The sequence below is a fragment of the Rhizobium favelukesii genome, from assembly GCF_000577275.2.
Classification (GTDB): domain Bacteria; phylum Pseudomonadota; class Alphaproteobacteria; order Rhizobiales; family Rhizobiaceae; genus Rhizobium; species Rhizobium favelukesii.
Window position 1 is genome coordinate 1,083,292 of sequence record NZ_HG916852.1, and the last position, 23,261, is coordinate 1,106,552.

The window sequence follows — 23,261 nt, forward strand, 5'->3', positions numbered from 1 at the left end:
CTTAGGGTTGATGTTGCTCTTTGGGATCGCGCCCAGCCACCCAACTTGGCGCGCGGACGGCTTTCGCCGGACCGGGATCGTCTGTAAGAAGGCTGCTCGGACGACATTGGAAGGCAAGCATGGCACTGCGCGATCGATTCTCGAAGAAACTGACCTGTCCGCAATGCGGCAATACCGGCTTTGCAGAAGCCTCCGAGATCGACGATGCGAAACGCAAGCATCCGGGCTTCAGCGTCGATCACCTGCCGCGCGGCTTCTTCGTCCAGCGCGCATCCAATCATCAGGAAACCTGCATGATCAAGTGCGAGTGCGGGCGAAAATTCCCATTCCGCAGCGTGGCGGAAGCGGCAGCCCAGCGCGACTAGGTCAGAACCGTTCGAGGACCTTGACGAAGGCCTCGGCGAAACGGGCGAGGTGGGCTGTCGCAGGGTCCGGCGCTTCCATGCGGATTTCGGTGCCGCTGTGATCGAGCACGGCAAGAACGACGCGCATTTGCTGTTCGGACGACGGGATACGAAGCACGGCGATCCGCTTGCAGTCGTCCATCAATCCTTCGGCCGGAAGATCGAAGAGAAGTTCTCCCCCGGCCTTGGCCGAAGCCACGCGGACTGTCTCGCAGAAGTCGGATTTGCCATCGTATCCGTCGAGCGACAGTTCCAGTTCCAGAAGCTCCATCGGCAGAAGTGGATCCGCATGATCGGCTCTCCTCAGCGGCGGCGCCTGGGTTCCCGATGCAAGCCCCGGTGCAATCATTGCCCTTCTCCTGTTGGTCGGTGTGCGACGCAATCTACACAACCGCAAATCAAGGAATATCAGAAAATGCTCACGCACGCCATTGTCGTCTTCTTCGTGGATTGCGCCCCCCGGATCGACACAACAGTTTCAATTTAGGCGAATCTTGCACTAAACAAGTCGAGGGCGATTTTGCGCGTTCATGCGGGACGCGCCGCTTGCGACTCACCGGTAAGTTTGATGGCAATCCGTTTCGACCGCCCTGTTTCAAATGCCGCCCGCTTCTCGCGACGCTTGGGGGCATTTGCACTGGTTCTCTGCCTTGCGGCTCTGGTTGGTCACCGCTTCGCCGGCCTTGTCACGCCATACCTGGTGCTGGTTCTGCTCGTTTCGGCCGGTTTCGCGCTGCTGGCGGCGCTGCTTGCCGTTGCCGGGCTGCGCAGCCTTTGGCTGACCGGTGCCGAAGGCGGGCTTGATGCGCTGAAGGCCCTGATTTTTGCTGCTCTTCCGCTTGCGATCGGCGGGATTGCGGTCGAGCGTTATTTCATGCTGCCGGCTATCTATGATGTATCGACCGATCTCGTCTCCGCGCCGGATTGGCTGAAGACGCCGAACGCCGATCAGATCTGGCTGAAGCGCCAGCCGGCGGTGACGCCGGAGGACCGTGAAAAGCAGCTCGAAGCCTATCCGGAACTCACAGGCCGTCGCTATGACGGCGCGATCGATCGTGTGCTCGAGGCCGTCAAGAAGGTCGCCAAGCAGGGCGGCGTCCGTATCACCCGCGCCGACGGCGACAGCGAGCCAAACCGCGATCTCGAAGACCGGCCGGCGAAGCCGCAGCCGGACGAAGGCGCGGTTGCCGAAGCGCCGGAGGCGGTGCCGATCCCGACACCGCGGCCCTATGACGACGATGTGGCGCTGTTGATTCGCCGGGCTAATGGCGTGACGCTGCAGGGCGAAACCCGCACCCTCGTCCTCGGCCTGCGTTTCGACATCGTCATCCGCCTGCGCGAAGAAGCAGAAACCACCCTCGTCGACGTTCGCGTCGCCTCGCGCTACGGCCCGCACGACCTTGGCCTCAGCGCCGATATTGCTGAGGATTATCTAAGGGCTCTCGATTCCGAATTGCTCGGCATCGCCGGCAGCTAATCGGTCCGCATTTTGGCGATCGATTGAGCGGCCTTCGCCGCCGGACAGCTATCCCAGGAAGCGGTCCTTAAGCTCAGGGCTCGGCACGAAGCAGGTCTGGCGTTGGCCGGCAATTCGAAGCCGGTTGCGGGCGATAAGTTCGTAAAGCCTGTCGGCAAGTCCCTGCGGCAGCACCCGAAGGATCTTGACCAGCGACCAAGGAAAGCCGAGGCCTGCAAGCATCCGGATTGTGCCTCTCGACTTGAAGTGGGCGCTCCCGTCTTCGATCAGGATGTTGGTCTCGTAGTCGCGCTCGTTCAGTCCATAGTGCCGGTAAAGCGCTTCCCCGAGCGGCGACTGCGCCGCGAGGAAGCGATAGCGCTTCGCCTTGTCATGCCTCAGGACGAACTGGACCCAGGTGGAGCAGAACACACACGCTCCATCGAAGACGATGAGCGGCTTGTCATCGGCAAAGGTCGGCACAGCGACGTCGGCACGGTAACTGTAGGCATTGCCCATGAGCTATCTCCGCGTCGCAGGCCGGTACGATCCGAGCAGGGCAGGCGGGTCGTCCGTTTCGACCTCGCCGCGCTCTACCAGGTCCTCGATATGGGCAAGAACCGAAAGGGCCGCGGCGCCGTGGAGGCGCGGATCGGTCTCGCGATAAATCACCTTCACCATCTCGGGAATATTGCGATCGCCGGCACGGATGCGGCCGAGCACGGCGCGTTCGCGCATCCGCCGATGGGTTTTGAGCGCCCGCATGAACGAGATCGGCTTGCGGACTGGGCCCCCATGGCCGGGAAGCAGGAGACGATCGTGCCGCGCGATCAGCTTGTCGAGGGACGTCATGTAGTCGGACATGGAGCCGTCTGGCGGCGCGACGATGGAGGTAGCCCATGCCATCACATGATCGGCGGAAAACAGGATGCCCGTTCCCTCGAGCGCGAAGGCCGCATGGTTGGCGGTGTGGCCCGGCGTCAGCACGCCCGTCAGCCTCCATCCGTCGCCCTCTATCGTCTCTCCGTCGCCGATCGCAATGTCGGGCCGGAAATCCACGTCAGAGCTCTCGTCGAAGGGATTGACCTCGCCTTGGTGCAGCGGACGGGCTGCGCGGTGTGGCCCCTCCGCAACGATCTGCGCACCGGTAGCGGCCTGCAGGCGCCGAGACAGTGGGGAGTGGTCGCGATGCGTATGGCTGACGAAGATATGCGTGACTTCGCGTCCCCCGAGCGCTGCCATCAACGCCTGGAAATGCGCCTCGTCCTCAGGGCCGGGGTCGATGACCGCTGTGGAACCATGACCGACGATATAGCTGTTGGTGCCATGGAAGGTGAAGGGACTTGGATTGTTGACCGTGATCCGTTGCACGCCGGGGGCAATCGGAAGAGCCTGGCCGTACGCTGGCTCAAAGGCAAGATTGAACTCGGGACTTGCCATCTATTTGTATTCGATCTCGACGAAGGACATCGGCTGATCGCCGGCGTTGACGACAGTGTGCTCGATGCCGGCATCGCGCCGGTAGGCCGCGCCCTTGGCGACATCGACCCTGCGGCTTTCACCCTTTTCCTCAAGCAGAAATTGGCAATCGGTCATCGGCACGACAACGTAGCCCAGACCATGCGTGTGAACGCCAGTGTCCGCCCCCGGCTCGAAATCCCAACGCGTGATCCGAACCACGGCATCGTCGAGCAGCAGCGTTGCAAGGGCAGGCGGGCGGGCGCGGTACTGGCTCATCGTCACTCCTGATCGTCTTGGACGGCTGACCCGAGACCTAGCATGGCGACGCAAAAAGCGCACAGAAATATGCCGTGGCCCGAAACTTAATGATTGTGACTGCCGGCGAGCTTTGCTAAGCAGGCGTCGATTTGGAAAGCGGTCTCCGCTTTCAAGCTCTGGTGGGGCGTCGCCAAGCGGTAAGGCACCGGTTTTTGGTACCGGCATTCCCAGGTTCGAATCCTGGCGCCCCAGCCATCCGACTGTTGCTCGCCTCTTGCTCGCCACATACCCCTGAACTTTCGCCACTGAAATTGAGCAAGCCAAATCGCAGGCGGCGGCTTCACAATGCTTGCTCTTAAATGCTATCTTCGGTTGCGCTGGTGGCGTGGCATCTCGTTTTACAACGAGCGAGGATTGGGCGAAGCTTCTCGTCTGGTCGTTCCGGCTTCTCTGAAAGGTTGGCGCCGGAGATTCTGGACAATCGGTCGGCCAGAGTGCGCACCTCGGAAGCCGGCTTTGCCGAGGCAGCCGAGCCAAAGGGGAACGCGACCAAGTGTGTGGCCGTCGATTGACGATCGGTGTTTGCGCTCGTCGAAAAGCGACCCGCCGGGCCGCCTTCCAAATTCGCTCGCTCTGAACCTCTTACTGCGTGGGCTGGGCCGGTGCCAGGAACTCGGCGCAATAGGACGGGCCGTTGACGCCGGGGATGTCGCCGACGACGCGGATGCTGCGGATCGTGTAGTCGGAGCTCGTGGCGATTTCCGCCTGGCAGCGCAGGTACTGCGTGCGTGCGGGCGAGATCTGCTTGCCGCGCTTGCCATCGGCACCTTCTGCGTATTTCGCCGGGACGCGAACCGTCTTGTAGCCGCCCTTCCAGGTGTAGTTGACGCCGGCGCCGTTCTCGGTGTCGCTGATCGGCGGGCCGAAGGCGGCGAAGAACTTGCCAGCCGACTGACCAACCCAGCGGCTGGAGATCGGATCGGCGGAGGTCGGAATCGTCGTGCAGCCGGCAAGCGCAATGGCAAGCCCAGCCGCGGCAAAGGTGCGGAGTGTCATTCTATCGTCCCTGAAGTTGTCGCGCATTCGACGGCGGGAAACGCTGGTCTGCAGCGGTTTCCGCTTGTCCCGCCGAGCGCTTTAGCGCGGAACCCGACAAAAGAAAATCGACCCACCTTCGCAATCGCAAAATTTGCCGCAAGTGTGTCTTTTTGCTCCAGTTAGCCCTGCGCAGAGGTGCGCCAGCCGCGCCGGCGAAAAATGCGCCGGCTTTTGAATTTTCGTGCTTGCGCAACAGGATGCGCCGGTCTATAGAGGCGCCGCTGGTCACGGAGTGTAGCGCAGTCTGGTAGCGCACCACGTTCGGGACGTGGGGGTCGAGTGTTCGAATCACTCCACTCCGACCAGCCGATAACCTCTTGAATTAAAAGAGGAAATGTCTCTCCCGAAACGCTCTCCGAATTTACGTCTCCTGAAATGTCTCCGGACTGAATCGGGGCAGACCCCTTATGCCTTCCTTCGAGTCGGCCAAACTTGCCGCAACATAGGTGCGCGCTGGCGACCGGGTCTTGATCGGAACATGACGATGTCCGTGGTCGATGTATGGCAGGACGGCCGGCCACACGAGACACCTCGCGCAGCGAAAAGGAAGCTTGAATTTGCACAATAGGGGAGGCCGAAAGCACCAGGAATGCGACAGCGCTTTTTGGGGAGCTTCTGACTGATAAACCATTGTGCGTGTGACCGGCCGAGGGCAATGTCGTTAGACCGAAGGTTGCACTGGAGACGCTGCACTAAGCCGCTCACTATCCGCCGGTATTTGGTTTTAGGGGTGCCGACTTAGACCTACCCATGGTCAAATTGAGTAGCCGAAACCATACATCTTACCCGGTGACGATAGGCGGATTGACGCCGGACGGCTCTGCGTCTCGTCGAAGCAGGATGAACAGCCGACGATAGCCAAAGCGCCGTCGTTCATTTGCGAGGTTGCGTAACTTCGCTCGCAACTCGACCTCCGGCGGTCGGCATCGGTAGCGGATCGACTTGCGGTCGGCGGATATAATCTGGCAGGCCCGCCGTTCCGAAAGACTTATGGCGGCCTTCAGATGTGTGACGGCATCACGATTGGCGGCAGGCCCGACCGTTTTTTTTGAAGAAGCTCGCGGAGTGCGGCTGCCAGCATATGCTCGCCAAGCAGTTTCTTCAGTCTGGCATCCTCATCTTCCAGCGCCTTTAACCGCTTCGCCTCGGACACTTCCATGCCGCCATATTTGGCTTTCCAGTTGTAGAAGGTCGCTTCCGAGATGCCGTGGTTGCGGCAAAGGTCGGCCGTTTTCGCGCCAGCTTCCTGCTCACGCAAAACGCCGATGATCTAATCAATTCTGGAGGAAATTCGCAGTGGCAGGTCACAGGACTTCTATCTTGGGATGGTGACTAGTCATAATGGGCACATTACTTCGCAGACTTATCAAGTGGGAGATCGTGTCCGGATATTCATGGGGCCATTACACAAAACGAGACATAACTTGAGGGGAATAACGGTACATTAACTCATAATTAGTGGTTGCAGCATAATTGTTTGCTCAGTCAGTCTATGGCGAATCTCATCGTCTAGGCTCAACGATGTTCGGGTTTGGTCCTGTCGAATGTCGAGGTTTAGGAGACGGTCGTTTCACGCACCGTGCGCATGATGCCTTATCCTAAACATTAGCTCCTTCGAGCGATGTCTTCCGAAATATTTTGTCTAAGCGTCTCGGCCATGCAGTTGTGCACGGCGCGAACCCTCCACCTATGGACTGGCGCGCGCCAGCTTTTGCTACGAGACGCGAGACGAAAGACACCGTCACCGCTAACGCCAGTGCAAGGGCAATTTCATGACCTCGATCGTTTCTTCTCTTTCCAATACCCAGATCAAATCTCTATCGGCAAAGACGATTAAGGGCTTCTCTACCGAGGATGTCGCGGCGCTTTCCACAGAGCAGCTCAAGATTTTCAACAAAGATCAGATATCCGCCCTTGAGGCTGAAGATATCGAAGCGCTCGATTCAGATCAGCTCGGCGCGATTTCAACGACCGCGATCGCAGGATTGAAGCCGGAATTGCTTGCCGCACTCGACGCCACGAAAATCGGGGCTCTGGGGAACGATCAGATTGCAGCCTTCAGCGCCACGCAGATTGCGGCTCTTACTCCCGACCAGATCGAAGGCCTCACGGCTGATCAGATCAAGGGCCTAAATGCGACACAGATCGGCTCCATCGGTGCGGAAGACATTGCCAAGTTCTCTGACGACGAAATTGCGGCCATCAGCACCAAGGCCATCGGCAGCCTGAAGAACGAAGCGATCGCTGTGTTGAGCGACAGCCAGGTCGGCAAGCTCAGCGCCGATCAGATCAAGGTGATGACACCGAAGCAGATCAGCGGCTTCACGGCTGGCCAGATTGGCAAGTTCAGCGACGAGCAGATCGGTGCGCTGTCGGCAGCCCAGGTGGGTGCGCTCACCAACGACCAGATCGGCGGTCTTTCCGCAGGTCAGATCGGCAAGCTCAGCAACGCGGCCGTTGCCGGTCTGAAGGCAACGCAAGTCACTGCGATGAGCGCTGATCAGGTGGCGGGCATCACTGCGGGCCAGAGTGCTCTACTGAGCGCCGCACAGGTCGCAGGCTTCAGCGCCACGAACGTCACCAAGCTGACCGACGATGCCGTTGCAGCCCTCAGCACCAAGGCCATCGGCAGCCTGAAGAACGAAGCGATCGCTGTGTTGAGCGACAGCCAGGTCGGCAAGCTCAGCGCCGATCAGATCAAAGTGATGACACCGAAGCAGATCAGCGGCTTCACGGCTGGCCAGATCGGCAAGTTCACCGATGAGCAGATCGGTGCCCTGTCGGCAGCCCAGGTCGGCTCGCTGACCAACGATCAGATCGGCGGTCTCTCCGCCGCTCAGATCGGCAAGCTCAGCAACGCGGCCGTTGGCGGTCTGAAGGCAACGCAGATCGCTGCGATGAGCGACACGCAGCTTGAAGGTCTGAGCGTTGCTCAGGCTGGTGCGCTGAGCGGCAGCCCAGGTGGGTGCTCTGAGTGCGGAAGACATTGCCAAGTTCTCTGACGATGAAATTGCGGCCATCAGCACCAAGGCCATCGGCAGCCTGAAGAACGAAGCGATCGCTGTGTTGAGCGACAGCCAGGTCGGCAAGCTCAGCGCCGATCAGATCAAGGTGATGACACCGAAGCAGATCAGCGGCTTCACGGCTGGCCAGATCGGCAAGTTCACCGATGAACAGATCGGTGCGCTGTCGGCAGCCCAGGTCGGCGCGCTGACCAACGACCAGATCGGCGGTCTTTCCGCAGGTCAGATCGGCAAGCTCAGCAACGCGGCCGTTGCCGGTCTGAAGGCAACGCAGATCACTGCGATGAGCGCTGATCAGGTGGCGGGCATCACTGCAGGCCAGAGTGCTCTACTGAGCGCCGCACAGGTCGCAGGCTTCAGCGCCACGAACGTCACCAAGCTGACCGACGATGCCGTTGCAGCCCTCAGCACCAAGGCCATCGGCAGCCTGAAGAACGAAGCGATCGCTGTGTTGAGCGACAGCCAGGTCGGCAAGCTCAGCGCCGATCAGATCAAGGTGATGACGCCGCAGCAGATCACCGGCTTCACGGCAGGCCAGCTCGGCAAGTTCACCGACGAACAGGTCGGCGCACTGTCGGCAGCCCAGGTCGGAGCGCTGACCAACGATCAGATCGCGGGTCTCTCCGCCGCTCAGATCGGCAAACTCAGCGACACGGCCGTTGCAGGTCTCAAGGCAACGCAGATCACCGCGATGAGCGACACGCAGCTCGAGGGTGTCAGCACTACTCAGGCTGGCGTGCTGACGGCAGCCCAGGTTGGGGCTCTGAGTGCAGCAGACATCGCCAAGTTCTCCGACGATGAAATCGGAGCGATCGGTGCGAAGGCGATCAACGGCCTGAAGAACGATGCGATTGCCGCCCTTAGCGAAAGCCAGATCGGTAAGCTCAGCACCGATCAGATCTCTGGTCTGCTATCGACTCAGATCCCTGGCTTCACGGCAACCCAGATCGGCAAGTTCAGCGATGCGCAGATCGGTGCCCTGTCGGCAGCCCAGGTGGGTGCGCTCACCAACGATCAGATCGGCGGCTTGACTGCGGGTCAGATTGGCAAGCTCAGCAACACGGCCGTTACCGGTCTGAAGGCAAGCCAGATCACCGCGATGAGCGCTGATCAGGTGGCGGGCATTACTGCAGGCCAAGCTGGCCTTCTGACTGCGCTGCAGGTCGCAGGCTTCAGCGCTGCCAACGTTACCAAGCTGACCGATGACGCAGTCGCCGCGATCAACACCAAGTCGATCAGCGGTCTGAAGAACGAAGCCATCGGTGTTCTCAGCGACAGCCAGATCGGCAAGCTCAGCGCCGATCAGATCAAGGCTGTCACCACGCAGCAGATCACCGGCTTTACGGCAGGCCAGCTCGGCAAGTTCACCGATGAACAGATCGGCGCACTGTCGGCAGCTCAGGTCGGAGCGCTGACCAACGATCAGATCGCGGGTCTCTCCGCCGCTCAGATCGGCAAGCTCAGCGACACGGCCATCACCGGCCTGAAGGCAAGCCAGATCACCGGAATGAGCGTCGCTCAGATCGAAGGGATCACGCTGTCGCAGACTGCTAAACTGAACGCTGCACAGATCGGCGCAATGGCACCGGAAGGCGTAGCGAAATTCTCTGTCGACGAAATCGCCGCAATTGACGTCAGCGCGATCTCGGGACTTTCTGCGGATGACATCTCGGCCTTGGACAAGGATCACGCCAACGCCTTCACCACACCGCAGATCCAGGCAATGAATGACGATCAGCTGGCCGCCGTCGTGGCAGCCTACAACGAAGCCTAAAGAGCAAAGGAGGCGCGGTCTTCATGGCCGCGCCTCACCGAATTGTCGCGATCGGGCCTGCAGCCTTGCAGGCCCTCTTCGTTTTCTGACGTCAACTTCGGCGCGGGGGCCGGAAGCAAAGCGAGGAACTCGGCCAGGGGTTTAAACATCCCGAACATCACATCCGTCGGGTGCGTCCTATGCCCCGAGAATGGCATCGATTTCCGCAATCAGAGCCGCATAGGTCTCGATGTGCCGATAATACTCGTTGCGGATCTGCTCGGTGATATCGGAGAGCGGCCCGGCTCCCTCCGCGCGGAAGTGCTTGACCTCATTCTCGGTCATGGATTTGAGATTGTCCTCGTACTCCTTGACCCTCTGAACATAGTCTTCCCGAAGCTTTTCCAGGTTCATCACGTCCCTCCTGCGGTAGCCAAGCGCCGCGGACATTCTGACGCGCGGCGGCGGCAATCTAAAGGTTGCCTAGAAGAGATGCGGCGCTTAAAGCAGATTGACAATCCCGGCCGGTGAAAAGTGAACCAATGAGCAGCTCGAACTTCTATTCCAACATGGGCGGCCTGCCGCCACAGACCGAACTCCTGTCCAGCAAGGCCGTGTTCACGACGGCCTATGCAGTCATCCCCCGCACCGTTATGACCGACATTGTCACCAGCTATCTCCCGCACTGGGACGGTACGCGAGCCTGGGTCATCTCCCGCCCGTTGAGCGGTTTTTCCGAGACCTTTTCGCAATACATCATGGAAGTGCAGCCGGGCGGCGGCAGTGATAGGCCGGAGCCGGAAAAGCGCGCGCAAGGCGTGCTTTTCGTCGTCGAGGGCGAGATGACCGTCGAGTTCGAAGGTGCGTCGCATGCGATGCGTCCCGGCTCTTTCGCCTTCCTGCCGGCCGGCTCCCGCTGGACTTTGTGGAACAAGAGTGCTGCACCCGTGAAGTTTCATTGGATCCGCAAGGCCTTCCAGGAAGCCGAAGGCCTGGAGCCGCCGCCGGCGATCTTCACGCATGAGGAAAACCATCCGCCTCAGCCGATGCCAGATACGGACGGCGCCTGGGCGACGACGCGCTTCATCGACCCGGCCGATCTTCGTTATGACATGCACGTCACCATCGTCACCTTCGAGCCCGGCGGCGTGATCCCCTTCATGGAAACGCATGTCATGGAACACGGCCTCTATGTGCTCGAGGGCAGGGCCGTCTATCGTCTCAACAAGGATTGGGTTGAGGTCGAAGCGGGCGACTTCATGTGGCTGCGCGCCTTCTGCCCGCAGGCCTGCTACGCCGGTGGCCCCGGCCGCTTCCGCTACCTGCTCTACAAGGACGTCAACCGCCACATGCCTTTGTGGTAGGCGGAGAGAGAGACGGGTTACAATGAGAAACGGGGCCGATCTGGCCCCGTTTTCGTTTTATCTAGATGTCGCTTGCCGCATTCGACCAGAGGTCGGCGGCCTGGGCGGCGGTCATGCGCCGCACCTCCGCCTCGTGGCGGCGGTTGGCGAAGAGTTCGCTCGCCATGATCTGGTCGGCGAGGTCGGCGGGCAGCGACAGGATCACGCGGGCGTCGCCGCCGTGGATGCCGCCGAGTTCGCTGCGCTTTCCGCTCACCATGCCACCGGCCACCGTGTTGTTGGTGTCGGGGTCGATCAGGATGAACGAGCCGGATGCACGGTTCTGCTCATAGGGGTCGAAGATTGCCTGTTCGTCGAAGGCGAGGCGCACCTTGCCGATGGCATTCATGTAGAGCGTATCGACGGGAACCCAGGCACCGCTCTTCAGCTCAAGCTGCGCCAATGGCTGCACCTGCACACGCTGGCGGCGGCTGCCGCTCTTCAGCCAGTAGCGCTTGCCGGCTTCGATGCCTTCCGGCTGCAGCGCAACGATCTGTGCGTCGAAGGAGAGGCCGACCTGCGGCTGGCTGTCGATCGAGACGATCATGTCGCCGCGCGCGACGTCCACCTGCCGGTCGAGAACCAGCGTGATCGCGTCGCCGGCAACTGCGGCATTGCGCACCAGATCGAAGGTGACGATCTTGGAGACGTTGGCGACCATGCCCGAGGGCAGGATCATGACGCTGTCGCCCGGCTTGACGGAACCGCCGGCAACCGTGCCCTGGTAGCCGCGGAAGCTTTCGCCGGGGCGCGAGACGCGCTGCACAGAGAAACGGAAGCCCGTCGCCTGCGAGGAGCGGACGGTAGCAAGCTCAAGGGTTTCGACCAGCGTCGGGCCGGCATACCACGGCATCGACGCTTCACCGGAATAGACGACATTCTCGCCCTTCAGGGCGGACATCGGGATCGCGGTGATCTGCTTGACGCCGAGCGACAGCGCGAACTCGCGGAATTCATGGGTGATCTTGTCGAAGCCGGAGCGGTCGTAGTTCGTCAGGTCGATCTTGTTGATCGCAAGCACGAACTGCTTGATGCCGAGCAGGGAGGCGATAGTTGCGTGGCGGCGGGTCTGTTCCAGAATGCCGGCGCGGGCGTCGACCAGCAGGATGGCGAGGTCGGCGGTGGAAGCGCCGGTTGCCATGTTGCGGGTGTACTGCTCGTGGCCGGGTGTGTCGGCGACGATGAAGGAGCGCTTGTCAGTCGAGAAGTAGCGATAGGCAACATCGATGGTGATGCCCTGTTCGCGCTCGGCCTGAAGGCCGTCAAGCAACAGGGCAAAGTCAGGCAAGCCGAGGTCGTTCTGCTTGCCCGTCGAATCGCGCTGGAGCGTAGCGGCCTGGTCTTCCTTGACGGCCTTGGTATCCCAGAGCAGGCGGCCGATCAGGGTGGACTTGCCATCATCGACGCTGCCGCAGGTGATGAGGCGCAGCGGTCGCGCGTCGCGCGTCGCCGTTGCAGGTTCTGCGGCGGGCACGGTAAGGGCGTGTGCGGTTACGGCTGCGGTCATCTCAGAAATATCCTTCACGCTTCTTCTTTTCCATGGAGCCCGACTGGTCGCGGTCGATGGCGCGGCCCTGTCGTTCGGAAACCGTGGCAATTTCAAGTTCGGCGATCACCTCTTCGAGCGTGGTCGCTTTCGATGGGATGGCGCCCGTCAGCGGAAAATCGCCAAGGGTGCGGAAACGGATCATGCCTTCCTGGCGCACTTCGCCGGGAAGCAGTTCCAGCCGCGGATCTTCGGCGAGGATCATCATGCCGTCGCGCTCAACATAGGGACGCTTCTTGGCGTAGTAGAGCGGTACCAGCGGAATGTCTTCGGCCTGGATGTAGCGCCAGATATCGACCTCGGTCCAGTTCGACAGCGGGAAGACGCGAACGCTTTCGCCCTTGCGGATCTGGCCGTTATAGATGTTCCAGAGTTCCGGCCGCTGGTTGCGCGGGTCCCAGCGATGATCCGGCGTGCGGAATGAATAGATGCGCTCCTTGGCGCGGCTCGCCTCCTCGTCGCGGCGCGCGCCGCCGAAGGCTGCATCGAACTGGCCGGCATCGAGAGCCTGGCGCAGCCCTTCGGTCTTCATGATGTCGGTGAAGGCTGCCGAGCCATGCGTGAACGGCGTCACGTTTTCAGCCGCACCGCGCGGATTGATGTGCTCGATCAGGTCGAGGTCGTATTTCTTCGCGGTTTCGTCGCGAAAAGCGATCATCTCGCGGAATTTCCAGCCGGTGTTGACGTGCAGCAGCGGGAAGGGGACGCGACCGGGATAGAATGCCTTGCGTGCGAGATGCAGCAGGACGGACGAGTCCTTGCCGATCGAGTAGAGCATGACGGGCTTCTCGAACTCGGCGGCGACCTCGCGGAAAATGTGGATCGCTTCGTTTTCGAGCGCCTTCAAATGCGGATCGAGCGGCGGCTTCGCGCTCCGGGGATTGTTGATTTCCGTATCCGGACGGCTATCGGGCATTTCTAACTCCAGACTTCAATCATTCTCGGAAGGGAGGCGTCCGGAATGAGGTGCATTTCAGACTTCGAGGAGCGCAGGCGGCAGCCGCGCTCCGATCCCGAAGTCGACGGGTTACTGTTGCGCGGAAATCGCCGTGGCCTCTTCGGCCACGTGCAGACCGCATTCACGCTTTTCGTCCTGTTCCCACCACCAGCGGCCAGCGCGTTCCGGCTCGCCGGGCTTGATCGCCCGGGTGCAAGGCTCGCAGCCAATCGAGGGATAGCCGCGGGCGTGCAGCGGATTGACCGGCACGCTGTTGTCGGCAACGTAGGCCTTGATGATGTCGAGATCCCAGTCAGCGAGCGGGTTGACCTTCAAGAGATGACGCTCGGCGTCATACTCGGCAAACGGCGTGTCGGCGCGGTTGCTCGACTGGCCGCGGCGCAGACCGGTGATCCAGATCGTCGCCCCTGCCAGGGCTCGCGCAAGCGGCTTCAACTTGCGCACGCCACAACAGGCATGCCTGGCTTCGACGCTCTCATAGAAGCCGTTGAGGCCATATTTGGCGGCATAGGCGTCGATATCGGCCTGCTCGGGCTCGTAGCGGCTGATGTGGATGTCGTACTGCTTCTCGGTCTCGTCGATCAGGGAGAGCGTTTCCGGAAACAGCCGTCCGGTCTGCAGCGTCACGACATCGATCGGAAGGCGGTGGTTGCCGATCTCAGCGGTGATGACCTGGTCCTCAATACCGAGAGAGGTCGTGAAGACGACGCGGCCGCCGAGACCGGCGACAAGCGACAGACGCTCTGCAAGGTCAAGGCCTGCGAGTTTCGCGTTCAGCGTTTCCGCTTCGGCGTTTGGATTGGCAGCAACAGTCATGGGGATCCTGTCCTTGATGTTGGCCGGAGTATCGCAGGTCGGGGTCGGATCGGACAGAAAAACGCATTTCGAAAGCGGGCGCGATAGGAGCAAATATCTCTCCCCCGCCGCTGCAATGCGGAAAAGCAGCCGCACCGGCGATGTTTTGCCGACGGTCAGCCTAATTGTCTATTGATTTAGTAGAGTAACACGTTGCCTGTCAATCGGAAATGTGAATTGATGACATCAGGGGCACATTTTGCAGTAGATTTCAGGTATCGGCCGAGGGTGAAAAAACAAGGCCAAAAACCTTGTCTCTCAAGGGTTTCGCAGGCTTGTTCAAATTCCGTTCATGCTGCGCATGCCATAGAGGCAGGATCGAGCTTGCGGTGAGCTGGTGATTCCGCCCACCATGTGTGTGTCGACGGTCAAATATGATTACGCAGAAGGCAAAATATGCGCTGAGGGCGCTGACGGTATTGGCTGAAGCCGATGACGGCGAGCCTGTGATGATCTCCGACATCGCAGCGCAGCAGAAGATACCGAAGAAGTTCCTGGAACAGATTCTGCTCGACCTGAAACATCAGGGCATCGTCGTCAGCCGTCGCGGCAAGCAGGGGGGGTATCTCTTGCTGAAGCCGGCCGACATGATCACCTTAGGCGAGGTGCTGCGCATCATTGACGGTCCGATCGCACCGCTTCCCTGCCTCTCGATCACGGCTTATCGCAAATGCGATGATTGCGACGGCGAGCAGAACTGCGAGATCCGCCACGTCTTCGCCAAGGTGGCGGACGCAACCCGCAAGGTGCTGTTTTCCACGACGATCGCTGATGCCGTGGCGCCGGCAAAGGGCGCGCAAGTCACCCGCCTGCTGGCCTAGCGCAACCGCCTCGACGGCCGCTTATGCTCTGCCGCACGCCGCGCGCGAATGGCGGCCGCGACTGCAATTTGGGCACAGGATCGCAATTCACTGCCTTCCGGGATGTGCGCTTGATGCTTGCTTCAAGATTCGGTGAGATAGCTTTCAATCGCTCGCCTGTGCGCCAATTCGCTCCTGTCCAGTGGTAGGGAGAAACGAACATGCACGTCATGGGCTCGAAACGAATGGCAATCGGCGCAATCCTCGCAGTCACTTTGGCCACGGGAGCGGCCGCGCACCACGGCTGGTCATGGGCCGAGGGAGAGCAGACGGAATTGCGCGGCACCATCGAAAAGGTAACGATGGGCGGCCCACATCCGACGCTCGATGTTGCGACCGCCAGCGACGGCGTCTGGCTCGTCGAACTCGGCAACCCGCGGCAGACGGAGCGCTCGGGCTTTGTCGAAGGCTCGGCGAAGAAGGGGGATCCGGTTGTCGTTCTCGGAAACCGTTCGCTAAAGGCTGACGAAAAGCGAATGAAGGCCGTGCGGATCACGGTCGCCGACAAGCGCTACGATATTTACCCGGAACGGATCCAGACGAACTGAGTGATGGCGATCGAGTTCCTGGAATGGCTCGCCGCAACGCCGCTGTCGTCCGGGCTGCGGCGCTCAGCGCTTGTCTATATGGCAGTCAACGCCGCCCATATCCTCTCGATCGGGCTGCTGATAGGGGCAATCCTGCCGCTTGATCTGCGGCTGATGGGCCTCTTCGGATCGGTGCCGCTGGCGGTCATAGGTCCGTTCTTGTCGAGGGCGGCGGCCATCGGACTTGTCGGAGCGGTGATCACCGGCCTTGCCCTTTTCAGCGTAAAGCCGGTCGAATATGCGTCCAACACTGCCTTTCTTTGGAAGCTTGGACTGATCTCATTCGGGTTCTGTAATGCAGCGTTTGTTCATCTCGGGCGAGGATGGCGGGCGGGCCTTTCCAAGGGTTCGGCTACGACTGGCGTCAGATTGTCCGCAGCCCTATCGGCCGCGATTTGGGTCAGCGCTCTGATCTCAGGGCGATGGATCGGTTTTCTGTAATGATTCTGAGCTCCAAGAAGGTCGCTGTGCATTGCAATTGCAACGATCGTATAGGGCATTGCGACGTTGGAGGAGTTTCCGTTCAGTTGTCGAAAGGCGACGGGCAGCAGCGCTCTCTTGCGCGAACTGCTGATCCCCTTCGGTTCGGCAGGCCACGTCGTGCTTTTCCAGATCGAAGACAGCCACACAGTCATCATCGCTGCCGTCCGTCATCAGCGCGAAGAAGACTACCACTGATCGCGCGGCAGTCTACCGATCACTCACCGCCCAGCGCGGGCTGATCCATGGCTCCTGGTTGGAGCGCGGCAGCGCCTGCTTGCCGAGGATATGGTCGGCCGCCTTCTCACCGGTCATGATCGAGGGACCGTTGAGGTTTCCGTAGGTGACGTGCGGAAAGATCGACGAATCTGCTACGCGCAGCCCGTCTACGCCGATGACACGGGTCTCGGGATCGACGACCGCCATCGGGTCGCTCTTCGCGCCCATCTTGCAGGTGCCGCAGGGGTGGTAGGCGCTTTCCAGATGCTTGCGCAGGAAGGCGTCGATCTGCTCGTCGGTCTGCACAGTCTCGCCCGGCTGGATCTCCGGTCCGCGATACTGGTCGAAGGCCTTTTGTCCGAAGATCTCGCGCGTGAGCCGCACACAATGACGGAATTTCTCCCAGTCCTCTGGATGGCTCATATAGTTGAAGCGAATGACGGGGTCGGCCTTCGGGTCCGAGGACTGCAGCGTGACGTTGCCGCGCGACTTCGACAGATTGTAGCCGACATGCACCTGGAAGCCATGGCTCTTGGCCGCCGCCTTGCCGTCATAGCTGATCGCCACCGGCAGGAAGTGATACTGGAGGTCAGGCTGCTTGACACCAGGCGCCGAGCGCAGGAAGGCGCAGGCCTCGAACTGGTTCGAGGTGCCGAGCCCGGATCTGGTGAACATCCACTGCGCGCCGGCGACGCCCTGCCAGAACCAGGGAAGCCACGAATAGAGCGAGACCGGTTTGGTGCTGACCTGCTGGAAGTAGAATTCCATGTGATCCTGCAGATTGGCGCCGACGCCCGCCCGGTTCGCCTTCACCTCGATGCCCATGTCCTGCAGATGGGCGCCGGGGCCGATGCCCGAGAGCATCAAGAGCTTCGGCGAGTTGAAGGAGGAGGCCGAAACGATGACCTCCCGGTTCGCCTTCACCACCTCGACCCTGCCGCCGCGCTCGATCTCGACGCCGGTCGCCCGGCCGTTCTCGACCACCACCTTGTGGGCGTGGCCATAGACGACCTCCACGTTCGGCCGCTTCAGCGCCGGTTTCAGATAGGCGTTGGCCGCCGACCAACGGCGGCCGCCGAAGATGGTTTGCTCCATCAGCCCGAAGCCTTCCTGCTTCGAGCCGTTGTAATCCTCCGTCGCCTCGAAGCCCGCCTGCTTGCCAGCCTCGATGAAGGCGTGGAACAGTGGGTTGCGAAAGACGCCGCGCTGGACATGCAACGGTCCGTCAGTGCCGCGCCAGCCTTCCTCGCCGCCGTGGCTGTGCTCCATCCGCTTGAAGTAGGGCAAGACGTCCGCATAGGCCCATCCCTGGGCCCCGAGCTCTTCCCAGCGATTATAGTCCTCGGCGTGGCCGCGCACATAGACCATGCCGTTGATCGAGGAGGAGCCACCGATCACTTTGCCGCGCGGCGCGGTGATGCGCCGGTTGTTGAGAGCAGGCTCGGGCTCGGAGAGATAGCCCCAGTTGTAGCGCTTCATGCTCATCGGCCAGGCAAGGGCTGCCGGCATCTGGATGAACGGCCCGAAATCGGAGCCGCCCGCCTCGATGACGATCACGGTGTTCTTGCCGTCTTCCGAAAGCCGATAGGCGAGGGCGGAGCCCGCCGAGCCGGAGCCAATAATGACGAAATCTGCCTGCTGCATGGTAGTTCCTCTAGTGTTTTATCGTGCCGTGCCGCTCGTATGGCCTCGTGGTTCGAGACGGCCCTCAGGGCGGGCCTCCTCACCATGAGGCGGGAGCGAAGCGACCCTCGAAGGGTGAGGGCAGGCCGCGCCCCGTCAATACGGCGCCTCGACCTTTCCCATGCCGACGTACACCGTCTTCAGTTCCGAATAGTGTTCCAGCGCTGCGAGCGAGTTCTCGCGCCCGAAGCCGGATTGCTTTAAGCCGCCGAAGGGAATCTCGACAGGGCAGAGGTTGTAGGTGTTGATCCAGAGCGTGCCGGCCTCGAGCTGATCGACGACGCGATGGGCGCGTGTCAGATCGGCGGTGAAGACGCCGGCCGAGAGGCCGAATTCCGTGGCGTTGCCGCGCGCGATCACCTCTGCCTCGTCGTCGAAGTCGAGAACGCACATGACAGGCCCGAAGATCTCTTCACGAGCGATCGTCATATCGTCAGTGACGTCGGCAAAGACCGTCGGCTGGACGTAATAGCCTTCGCCGGAGACATTGTTCGGAATGCCACCGCCGGTGACAAGCGTCGCGCCCTCCGCCTTGCCCTTCTCGACGTAGGATAGAACCTTGTCGCGCTGCGCCCAGGAGACCATGGGCCCGAGCTGCGTGGCCTCATCCATCGGGTCGCCGATCAGGATGGCCTCCGTACGGGCCTTCAGCCGCTTCAGGAATTCCGCCTTGATCTTTCGCTGCACGAAGACACGCGTGCCGTTCGAGCAGACCTGGCCGGTCGAATAGAAGTTGCCGAGCATGGCGCCGCCAACGGCACTGTCGATATCGGCATCGTCGAAGACGACAAGCGGCGACTTGCCGCCGAGCTCCATGGTGACGTGCTTCAGGCTGCCGGCAGCAGCGGCAGCGACCTTGCGGCCGGTCGGCACCGAGCCCGTCAGCGACACCTTGGCGACGTCAGCATGGTTGACGAGCAGCGGGCCGGTTTCGCGGTCACCCTGGATGACATTGTAGAGCCCCTTCGGCAGGCCGGCCTCGTGCAGGATCTCTGCGATGGCAAGCGCGCCAAGCGGCGTGTTCTCCGACGGCTTGAAGACCATGGCATTGCCGGCGGCGAGCGCCGGCGCGCCCTTCCAGCATGCGATCTGCTGCGGATAGTTCCAGGCGCCGATGCCGACGCAGACACCGAGCGGCACGCGCTTGGTGTAGGCGAAGTCGCCGCCGAGAGGGATGTAGGAACCGTTGAGGCCGGCAGCGGCGATGCCGCCGAAGAACTCGAAACTGTCGGCGCCCGAGGTCGCATCGGCAACGATGGTTTCCTGGATCGGCTTGCCGGTGTCGAGTGTCTCCAGCTCGGACAGCTCGCGATTGCGCTCGCGCATGATCTCGGCAGCCCGCTTGAGGATACGGCCGCGCGCCGTCGGACTCATCGCCGCCCATTCGGGCTGGGCGCGCTTGGCCGCGGCGATCGCCTTTTCGACGATCGCGGGTGTCGCCGCGTGCAGCCGGGCGATCACCTCGCCGGTCGCCGGATAGATGCTTTCGATGACGCTGCCTGCTTCATCCTCGACATATTCGCCGTCAATGAAGTGGGAGGCTTTCGGCTGGGCTTTGAGGGTCACTGGATTTGTCCTTTCGCAAGGGCGGCAAGCTGTGAATTGATGTAGTCTTCGGTGAGCGAGATCGATGCCTCGATGCTGACAGGCGCTGACCTCAGACTTTGGCGGATGTAGAGCCCGTCGATCATCGCAGCCGCGCCTTCAGCAATGCGTTCTGCGGCATCCGCAGGGCAGAGCGCCTTCAGGTTGGCAAGCAGGTTCGACCGCAGGCGGCGGGCATAGATGACGAGGAAGCGCCGCGTCTCCTCCGAGCGCTGCGCCTCGGCATAGAAGGCAAGCCAGGCGGCGATGGTTGACGGCGCAAACTGGTCGGCCTGGAAGCTGACCCGGATCACGGCGGAGAGCTTTTCGCGCGACGTGACTGCCGCCTTCAACGCTTTCACCGCGTCGTCGCGCAACTGCTTTAAGAGAGAGCGAACGGTCTCGATCAGCAGCTGTTCCTTGCTGCCGAAATAGTGATGCGCCAGCGCCGGCGAAACACCGGCCTGCCGGGCAATTTCGGACATGGTGACGGTGAGCGAGCCGTGATCCCCGATCACGCGCAGCGCTGCATCCACGAGCGCCTTGCGGCGTACAGGCTCCATTCCGACTTTGGGCATGCCGCCACTCCATCAATGGAGATGAGTATAATTTTGATTGACTGATCAATCAATAAAAAACGCGCACTGCGCCCGGATGGGCGAACCCCTTCCCATTCCGTGTTTTTGCGGCATATTCTCCTACCAACCAGGAGGTGCGTCATGGCTGATATTCCTGACCGACTGAGCTTTCCGTCCTTGCAATCGAAATGGGGTTGGTTCGTTGCACTTGGGGTCCTGTTGATCGCATGCGGCCTTATAGCAGCGGCAAATATCGTGCTCGCGACCGTCGCGTCCGTCTACTACGTCGGGATGCTGATGCTGATCGGCGGCATCGTCTATCTGGTTCACGCGTTTCAGGTGCGAAGCTGGGACCAGGTGCTGTTTTGGGCGCTGAGCGGCGTACTTTATGTGCTGGCCGGTGTTTTCGCCTTCACGAATCCGCTACTTGCCTCGGCCGCGCTGACGCTGTTCCTCTCGATCGCGCTTCTGATTGCCGGCGTGTTCCGCACGTGGGTCGGCTGGCGCATGCGTCCGGTGAAGGGGTGGGGTTGGGTGCTCGCAAGCGGCATCATCACCGCGCTGGCGGGCGTGGTCATCGCGCTCGGATGGCCCGTCAATAGTCTCTGGATCCTGGGGCTTTTCCTCGCCTGCGACCTTCTCATCCAAGGCTGGTCGATGCTTGCCTTCGGCTTCGCGATCCGCCGCTAAGTTATGCCCGGAATTCACAGCCCTGGCTCACGAATTGTTTCTTTTTTGACAAGCATGTGAGCGAGGGCTAAAATTTGTCCCCACGAGAGGCAGCCGAGGCGGCGGGTGCATCGGTCATGCCGTGGACTGGCTAACCGTCCCCTGAGAGGGCAGTCATATGCCCGACGAGGTAAAGGGAGGAATCTCATGCCGATGGTCACCGTATCCATTTCACCACTGCAGGCGGCGGACATTCGCGCCGCGGTAGACAATGGCAGCTATGCTTCGAGCAGCGAGGTCGTGCGCGAAGCCCTGCGTCTGTGGGACGCCGCCCGAAAGGTCGGTGGACACGACAGCGAAATGCTCAATCAGGACTGCATCCCTGGAGGCGGCAAATGCGTTGCCGAGATGTTCGCCGATCACGAGGCCGAGCATCGGCGCACCGCCTGACCAAACCATTGATCGGGGAGCAAAATTCGCTCGCTTGAACGGTCGGGTTCGCCGGTTTCACAAAAGTTTCATATTGGGGAAAGGGTTCGTTGATCCTTCTCCGCCAGTGTCCCTGCGAAAAAACAATAAGACACAGCGATCCGGCGCTCGTTCGTCGCTACGCAAGCGATCAAATCGTAACCCTTGCGAAACTCGTCATCGAAAATGCGTTTCAACCCATCGTCGAGGCCGGGACGGGTGTCGTATTCGGCTATGAATCGCTGATGCGCGGACAGGAGCGCATCGGCTTCAGCTCCCCGGTCGAGATTCTGGACGAGGCCCATAAGAACCAGCAGCTGCTGCAGCTGGAGCAGATGGTGGCAAGCCGCGCGCTTGCGAAGTTCGCCACGCTCCCGCATTTCTCGAGCTCGACGCTGTTCCTCAATCTCGATGTCCGTCTGATCCCACATGGCGAGCGGCTGGTGGAAGGCCTGCTGCAGCATCTGAAGCTTGCCAATATCCCACCCTCCTCGATCTGTTTCGAATTCTCCGAGCGCTTCGACAATACCAGTGTGCCGGAGTTTGCGGCCCTCGTATCACTGCTGCGCAAGGCCGGCTTCAAACTGGCGATTGACGATTTCGGCGTCGGCCACGGCGAAATGAAGCTGCTCTGCGACCACCCGGTAGACTATCTGAAGATCGACCGGCATTTCATCGCCGATATCGACAGCAGCCCGCGCAAGCGACACCTTCTGAAGAACATCGTCCACATCGCCCACGTGCTTGGCACCCGCGTCATCGCGGAGGGGATCGAGACCGAGGCAGAGTTCGTCGCCTGCCGCGAATTCGGCGTCGATCTCGTCCAGGGCTGGTTCATCTCCCGCCCGACGACCCATATCACCGAGCTGCAGCCGTCGTTTCCGCACCTGCTGGACCTTCCCAAGGGCAAGCGCAGCCCGCAATCGCTCGACGAGATCCTGATCCGCAAGCAGATCGAGATGCTGCCGACGGTCTACGAGAACGACACGATCGACAGCGTCTTCGAGCTCTTCCGTCGCAATCCGCATCAGGCCTTTTTCCCGGTATTGAACGCGAACGGCGAGCCGCGCGGCATCCTGCACGAGCGGCATCTGAAGGAATACATCTACCAGCCCTTCGGCCGGGATCTGCTGAAGAACAAGGTCTACGAGCGAACCATCTCGCATTTCGTCGAAATGGCTCCGATCGTCGGTCTTGACTCCGATACCGAACAGCTGATGGCGATCTTCGCCAACATGGAAGGCACGAACTGCCTGCTGCTGACCGACAACATGCGCTATGCGGGCGTCGTATCTGCCGCGTCGCTCATCAAGGTCATGAACGAGAAGAAGCTGAAGACCGCCCAGGACCAGAACCCGCTGACCGGGCTGCCGGGCAACAGGGCGATCCGCGACTTCATGCGCGAGTCGAGCCTCGATGGGGACGAGAAGCGTCACTTCTGCTACTGCGATTTCGACAACATCAAGCCGTTCAACGATGCCTACGGTTTCCACCTCGGCGATCACGCGATTTCGCTCTTTGCCGCGCTCATGCGTCGCTATTTCTTCGCCGAGCGCCACTTCCTGGGGCATGTCGGTGGCGACGATTTTTTCATCGGCGTCCGTGGTTGGACCAACGAAGAGCTGACTGAAATTCTCGATCGCTTGATCAGCGATTTCCACGATGATGTGCTCGACCTCTATTCCGACGCCGATCGGGCCGCCGGCCGCATTCGCGGCCATGACCGCGCCGGCGTCGAAGCGCTGTTCCCCCTGATGCGCTGCTCGATCGGCGTGCTGGAGCTGCCGGAAGGTCTCGTCATCGACGACATCAATCGCGTCAGCGCCGAAATCGCCCATATCAAGGCCGAGGCCAAGGAAAGCGATGAAGGGCTCGTCTTCCATCTCTTGGGCGAGACGAATTGACGCCACCTGCGCTT

Annotated in this window: 23 protein-coding genes, 2 tRNA genes and 2 pseudogenes; 14 read left to right on the forward strand and 13 right to left on the reverse strand. The window is 61.1% G+C overall.

Features of this window, described 5'->3' with window-relative positions:
• Positions 1-119 precede the first annotated feature (119 nt).
• Positions 120-365 (forward strand): hypothetical protein, encoded by a 246-nt coding sequence (locus LPU83_RS43705; RefSeq protein WP_024315806.1) that lies wholly within the window; start codon positions 120-122, stop codon positions 363-365.
• A 1-nt stretch (position 366) separates the two neighbouring features.
• On the opposite strand, the gene LPU83_RS43710 is transcribed toward LPU83_RS43705, so the two are convergent.
• Positions 367-753, reverse strand: coding sequence for a hypothetical protein (locus tag LPU83_RS43710; protein WP_024315805.1), 387 nt, complete (start codon positions 751-753; stop codon positions 367-369).
• Between the two features lie 219 nt (positions 754-972).
• Between LPU83_RS43710 and LPU83_RS43715 the strand changes: the two genes are divergently transcribed.
• Entirely contained in the window at positions 973-1,881 is a 909-nt protein-coding gene (locus LPU83_RS43715; RefSeq protein WP_024315804.1) for a DUF1499 domain-containing protein, read from the forward strand.
• Between the two features lie 48 nt (positions 1,882-1,929).
• Here the strand turns inward: LPU83_RS43715 and LPU83_RS43720 are convergent, their stop codons facing one another.
• The 3 genes from LPU83_RS43720 to LPU83_RS43730 are packed head-to-tail and all read right to left on the reverse strand — an operon-like array spanning position 1,930 to position 3,597.
• A complete protein-coding gene (locus LPU83_RS43720) occupies positions 1,930-2,379 on the reverse strand; it encodes a thiol-disulfide oxidoreductase DCC family protein (RefSeq protein ID WP_024315803.1) in 450 nt (149 codons plus the stop codon).
• A 3-nt stretch (positions 2,380-2,382) separates the two neighbouring features.
• Positions 2,383-3,300: an MBL fold metallo-hydrolase gene (locus LPU83_RS43725; protein ID WP_024315802.1), complete on the reverse strand. Its 918-nt coding sequence runs from the start codon at positions 3,298-3,300 to the stop codon at positions 2,383-2,385.
• Entirely contained in the window at positions 3,301-3,597 is a 297-nt protein-coding gene (locus LPU83_RS43730) for a cupin domain-containing protein (protein ID WP_024315801.1), read from the reverse strand.
• A gap of 162 nt (positions 3,598-3,759) precedes the next feature.
• Here LPU83_RS43730 and LPU83_RS43735 point away from each other — a divergent pair.
• Positions 3,760-3,834, forward strand: a tRNA-Gln gene (locus LPU83_RS43735).
• Between the two features lie 387 nt (positions 3,835-4,221).
• On the opposite strand, the gene LPU83_RS43740 is transcribed toward LPU83_RS43735, so the two are convergent.
• Positions 4,222-4,635, reverse strand: coding sequence for a hypothetical protein (locus LPU83_RS43740; RefSeq protein WP_024315800.1), 414 nt, complete (start codon positions 4,633-4,635; stop codon positions 4,222-4,224).
• 270 nt (positions 4,636-4,905) lie between these two features.
• Here LPU83_RS43740 and LPU83_RS43745 point away from each other — a divergent pair.
• Positions 4,906-4,982 (forward strand) — tRNA-Pro (locus LPU83_RS43745).
• Between the two features lie 498 nt (positions 4,983-5,480).
• Here LPU83_RS43745 and LPU83_RS43750 read toward each other — a convergent pair.
• Positions 5,481-5,947: pseudogene (locus tag LPU83_RS43750) on the reverse strand (transposase); the annotation flags it as partial.
• A 502-nt stretch (positions 5,948-6,449) separates the two neighbouring features.
• On the opposite strand from LPU83_RS43750, the gene LPU83_RS43755 reads away from it, so the two are divergent.
• The gene (locus tag LPU83_RS43755; RefSeq protein WP_037069123.1) at positions 6,450-7,679 is read left to right on the forward strand and encodes a hypothetical protein; all 1,230 of its coding nucleotides are present in this window, start codon (positions 6,450-6,452) and stop codon (positions 7,677-7,679) included.
• Positions 7,639-9,474: an autotransporter outer membrane beta-barrel domain-containing protein gene (locus LPU83_RS43760; protein WP_037069125.1), complete on the forward strand. Its 1,836-nt coding sequence runs from the start codon at positions 7,639-7,641 to the stop codon at positions 9,472-9,474. The genes LPU83_RS43755 and LPU83_RS43760 overlap by 41 nt, the downstream gene beginning before the upstream one ends.
• A 177-nt stretch (positions 9,475-9,651) precedes the next feature.
• Here LPU83_RS43760 and LPU83_RS43765 read toward each other — a convergent pair whose 3' ends face one another.
• Positions 9,652-9,867: a hypothetical protein gene (locus LPU83_RS43765; RefSeq protein ID WP_024318011.1), complete on the reverse strand. Its 216-nt coding sequence runs from the start codon at positions 9,865-9,867 to the stop codon at positions 9,652-9,654.
• 128 nt (positions 9,868-9,995) lie between these two features.
• On the opposite strand from LPU83_RS43765, the gene LPU83_RS43770 reads away from it, so the two are divergent.
• On the forward strand, positions 9,996-10,817 hold the full coding sequence (locus LPU83_RS43770) for a bifunctional allantoicase/(S)-ureidoglycine aminohydrolase (protein WP_024318010.1): 822 nt from the start codon (positions 9,996-9,998) through the stop codon (positions 10,815-10,817).
• Between the two features lie 61 nt (positions 10,818-10,878).
• On the opposite strand, the gene cysN is transcribed toward LPU83_RS43770, so the two are convergent.
• The 3 genes from cysN to LPU83_RS43785 all read right to left on the reverse strand — a co-directional run bounded on the left by cysN (position 10,879) and on the right by LPU83_RS43785 (position 14,176).
• On the reverse strand, positions 10,879-12,363 hold the full coding sequence (gene cysN, locus LPU83_RS43775; protein ID WP_024318009.1) for a sulfate adenylyltransferase subunit CysN: 1,485 nt from the start codon (positions 12,361-12,363) through the stop codon (positions 10,879-10,881).
• Position 12,364: 1 nt separating this feature from the next.
• Complete coding sequence (gene cysD, locus LPU83_RS43780) at positions 12,365-13,318, reverse strand: sulfate adenylyltransferase subunit CysD (RefSeq protein ID WP_024318008.1); 954 nt, start codon at positions 13,316-13,318, stop codon at positions 12,365-12,367.
• A 111-nt stretch (positions 13,319-13,429) separates the two neighbouring features.
• A complete protein-coding gene (locus LPU83_RS43785) occupies positions 13,430-14,176 on the reverse strand; it encodes a phosphoadenylyl-sulfate reductase (protein ID WP_024318007.1) in 747 nt (248 codons plus the stop codon).
• A 413-nt stretch (positions 14,177-14,589) separates the two neighbouring features.
• On the opposite strand from LPU83_RS43785, the gene LPU83_RS43790 reads away from it, so the two are divergent.
• The 4 genes and pseudogenes from LPU83_RS43790 to LPU83_RS43805 all read left to right on the forward strand — a co-directional run.
• A complete protein-coding gene (locus tag LPU83_RS43790) occupies positions 14,590-15,036 on the forward strand; it encodes an RrF2 family transcriptional regulator (protein ID WP_024318006.1) in 447 nt (148 codons plus the stop codon).
• 200 nt (positions 15,037-15,236) lie between these two features.
• The gene (locus LPU83_RS43795) at positions 15,237-15,623 is read left to right on the forward strand and encodes a DUF6152 family protein (protein ID WP_024318005.1); all 387 of its coding nucleotides are present in this window, start codon (positions 15,237-15,239) and stop codon (positions 15,621-15,623) included.
• A 3-nt stretch (positions 15,624-15,626) separates the two neighbouring features.
• Positions 15,627-16,103: a hypothetical protein gene (locus tag LPU83_RS43800; protein WP_024318004.1), complete on the forward strand. Its 477-nt coding sequence runs from the start codon at positions 15,627-15,629 to the stop codon at positions 16,101-16,103.
• A 57-nt stretch (positions 16,104-16,160) separates the two neighbouring features.
• Positions 16,161-16,340, forward strand: a pseudogene (locus tag LPU83_RS43805) (type II toxin-antitoxin system RelE/ParE family toxin); the annotation flags it as partial.
• 12 nt (positions 16,341-16,352) lie between these two features.
• Here LPU83_RS43805 and betA read toward each other — a convergent pair.
• The 3 genes from betA to betI form a co-directional block, all read right to left on the reverse strand.
• Positions 16,353-18,005, reverse strand: a complete 1,653-nt coding sequence (betA, locus tag LPU83_RS43810; RefSeq protein WP_024318003.1) for a choline dehydrogenase — start codon at positions 18,003-18,005, stop codon at positions 16,353-16,355.
• Between the two features lie 135 nt (positions 18,006-18,140).
• Positions 18,141-19,610 (reverse strand): betaine-aldehyde dehydrogenase, encoded by a 1,470-nt coding sequence (gene betB / locus LPU83_RS43815; RefSeq protein ID WP_024318002.1) that lies wholly within the window; start codon positions 19,608-19,610, stop codon positions 18,141-18,143.
• Positions 19,607-20,206, reverse strand: a complete 600-nt coding sequence (betI, locus tag LPU83_RS43820) for a transcriptional regulator BetI (RefSeq protein WP_024318001.1) — start codon at positions 20,204-20,206, stop codon at positions 19,607-19,609. Before betI ends, betB begins: the two co-directional genes overlap by 4 nt.
• Positions 20,207-20,347: 141 nt before the next feature.
• Here betI and LPU83_RS43825 point away from each other — a divergent pair, with 141 nt between their 5' ends.
• From LPU83_RS43825 to LPU83_RS43835, 3 genes are all read left to right on the forward strand, one after another.
• Positions 20,348-20,896 (forward strand): HdeD family acid-resistance protein, encoded by a 549-nt coding sequence (locus LPU83_RS43825; RefSeq protein ID WP_024318000.1) that lies wholly within the window; start codon positions 20,348-20,350, stop codon positions 20,894-20,896.
• Between the two features lie 186 nt (positions 20,897-21,082).
• Positions 21,083-21,325, forward strand: a complete 243-nt coding sequence (locus LPU83_RS43830; RefSeq protein WP_024317999.1) for a ribbon-helix-helix domain-containing protein — start codon at positions 21,083-21,085, stop codon at positions 21,323-21,325.
• 89 nt (positions 21,326-21,414) lie between these two features.
• Complete coding sequence (locus tag LPU83_RS43835) at positions 21,415-23,247, forward strand: GGDEF domain-containing protein (protein ID WP_024317998.1); 1,833 nt, start codon at positions 21,415-21,417, stop codon at positions 23,245-23,247.
• Positions 23,248-23,261: the final 14 nt, after the last annotated feature.

What these genes read in the sequence shown, in the direction of transcription:
- LPU83_RS43705 (WP_024315806.1), top strand. Translation starts at nt 120, where the DNA reads ATGGCACTGCGCGATCGATTCTCGAAGAAACTGACCTGTCCGCAATGC.
- LPU83_RS43710 (WP_024315805.1), bottom strand. Translation starts at nt 753, where the DNA reads ATGATTGCACCGGGGCTTGCATCGGGAACCCAGGCGCCGCCGCTGAGG.
- LPU83_RS43715 (WP_024315804.1), top strand. Translation starts at nt 973, where the DNA reads ATGGCAATCCGTTTCGACCGCCCTGTTTCAAATGCCGCCCGCTTCTCG.
- LPU83_RS43720 (WP_024315803.1), bottom strand. Translation starts at nt 2,379, where the DNA reads ATGGGCAATGCCTACAGTTACCGTGCCGACGTCGCTGTGCCGACCTTT.
- LPU83_RS43725 (WP_024315802.1), bottom strand. Translation starts at nt 3,300, where the DNA reads ATGGCAAGTCCCGAGTTCAATCTTGCCTTTGAGCCAGCGTACGGCCAG.
- LPU83_RS43730 (WP_024315801.1), bottom strand. Translation starts at nt 3,597, where the DNA reads ATGAGCCAGTACCGCGCCCGCCCGCCTGCCCTTGCAACGCTGCTGCTC.
- LPU83_RS43740 (WP_024315800.1), bottom strand. Translation starts at nt 4,635, where the DNA reads ATGACACTCCGCACCTTTGCCGCGGCTGGGCTTGCCATTGCGCTTGCC.
- LPU83_RS43755 (WP_037069123.1), top strand. Translation starts at nt 6,450, where the DNA reads ATGACCTCGATCGTTTCTTCTCTTTCCAATACCCAGATCAAATCTCTA.
- LPU83_RS43765 (WP_024318011.1), bottom strand. Translation starts at nt 9,867, where the DNA reads ATGAACCTGGAAAAGCTTCGGGAAGACTATGTTCAGAGGGTCAAGGAG.
- LPU83_RS43770 (WP_024318010.1), top strand. Translation starts at nt 9,996, where the DNA reads ATGAGCAGCTCGAACTTCTATTCCAACATGGGCGGCCTGCCGCCACAG.
- cysN (WP_024318009.1), bottom strand. Translation starts at nt 12,363, where the DNA reads ATGACCGCAGCCGTAACCGCACACGCCCTTACCGTGCCCGCCGCAGAA.
- cysD (WP_024318008.1), bottom strand. Translation starts at nt 13,318, where the DNA reads ATGCCCGATAGCCGTCCGGATACGGAAATCAACAATCCCCGGAGCGCG.
- LPU83_RS43785 (WP_024318007.1), bottom strand. Translation starts at nt 14,176, where the DNA reads ATGACTGTTGCTGCCAATCCAAACGCCGAAGCGGAAACGCTGAACGCG.
- LPU83_RS43790 (WP_024318006.1), top strand. Translation starts at nt 14,590, where the DNA reads ATGATTACGCAGAAGGCAAAATATGCGCTGAGGGCGCTGACGGTATTG.
- LPU83_RS43795 (WP_024318005.1), top strand. Translation starts at nt 15,237, where the DNA reads ATGCACGTCATGGGCTCGAAACGAATGGCAATCGGCGCAATCCTCGCA.
- LPU83_RS43800 (WP_024318004.1), top strand. Translation starts at nt 15,627, where the DNA reads ATGGCGATCGAGTTCCTGGAATGGCTCGCCGCAACGCCGCTGTCGTCC.
- betA (WP_024318003.1), bottom strand. Translation starts at nt 18,005, where the DNA reads ATGCAGCAGGCAGATTTCGTCATTATTGGCTCCGGCTCGGCGGGCTCC.
- betI (WP_024318001.1), bottom strand. Translation starts at nt 20,206, where the DNA reads ATGCCCAAAGTCGGAATGGAGCCTGTACGCCGCAAGGCGCTCGTGGAT.
- LPU83_RS43825 (WP_024318000.1), top strand. Translation starts at nt 20,348, where the DNA reads ATGGCTGATATTCCTGACCGACTGAGCTTTCCGTCCTTGCAATCGAAA.
- LPU83_RS43830 (WP_024317999.1), top strand. Translation starts at nt 21,083, where the DNA reads ATGCCGATGGTCACCGTATCCATTTCACCACTGCAGGCGGCGGACATT.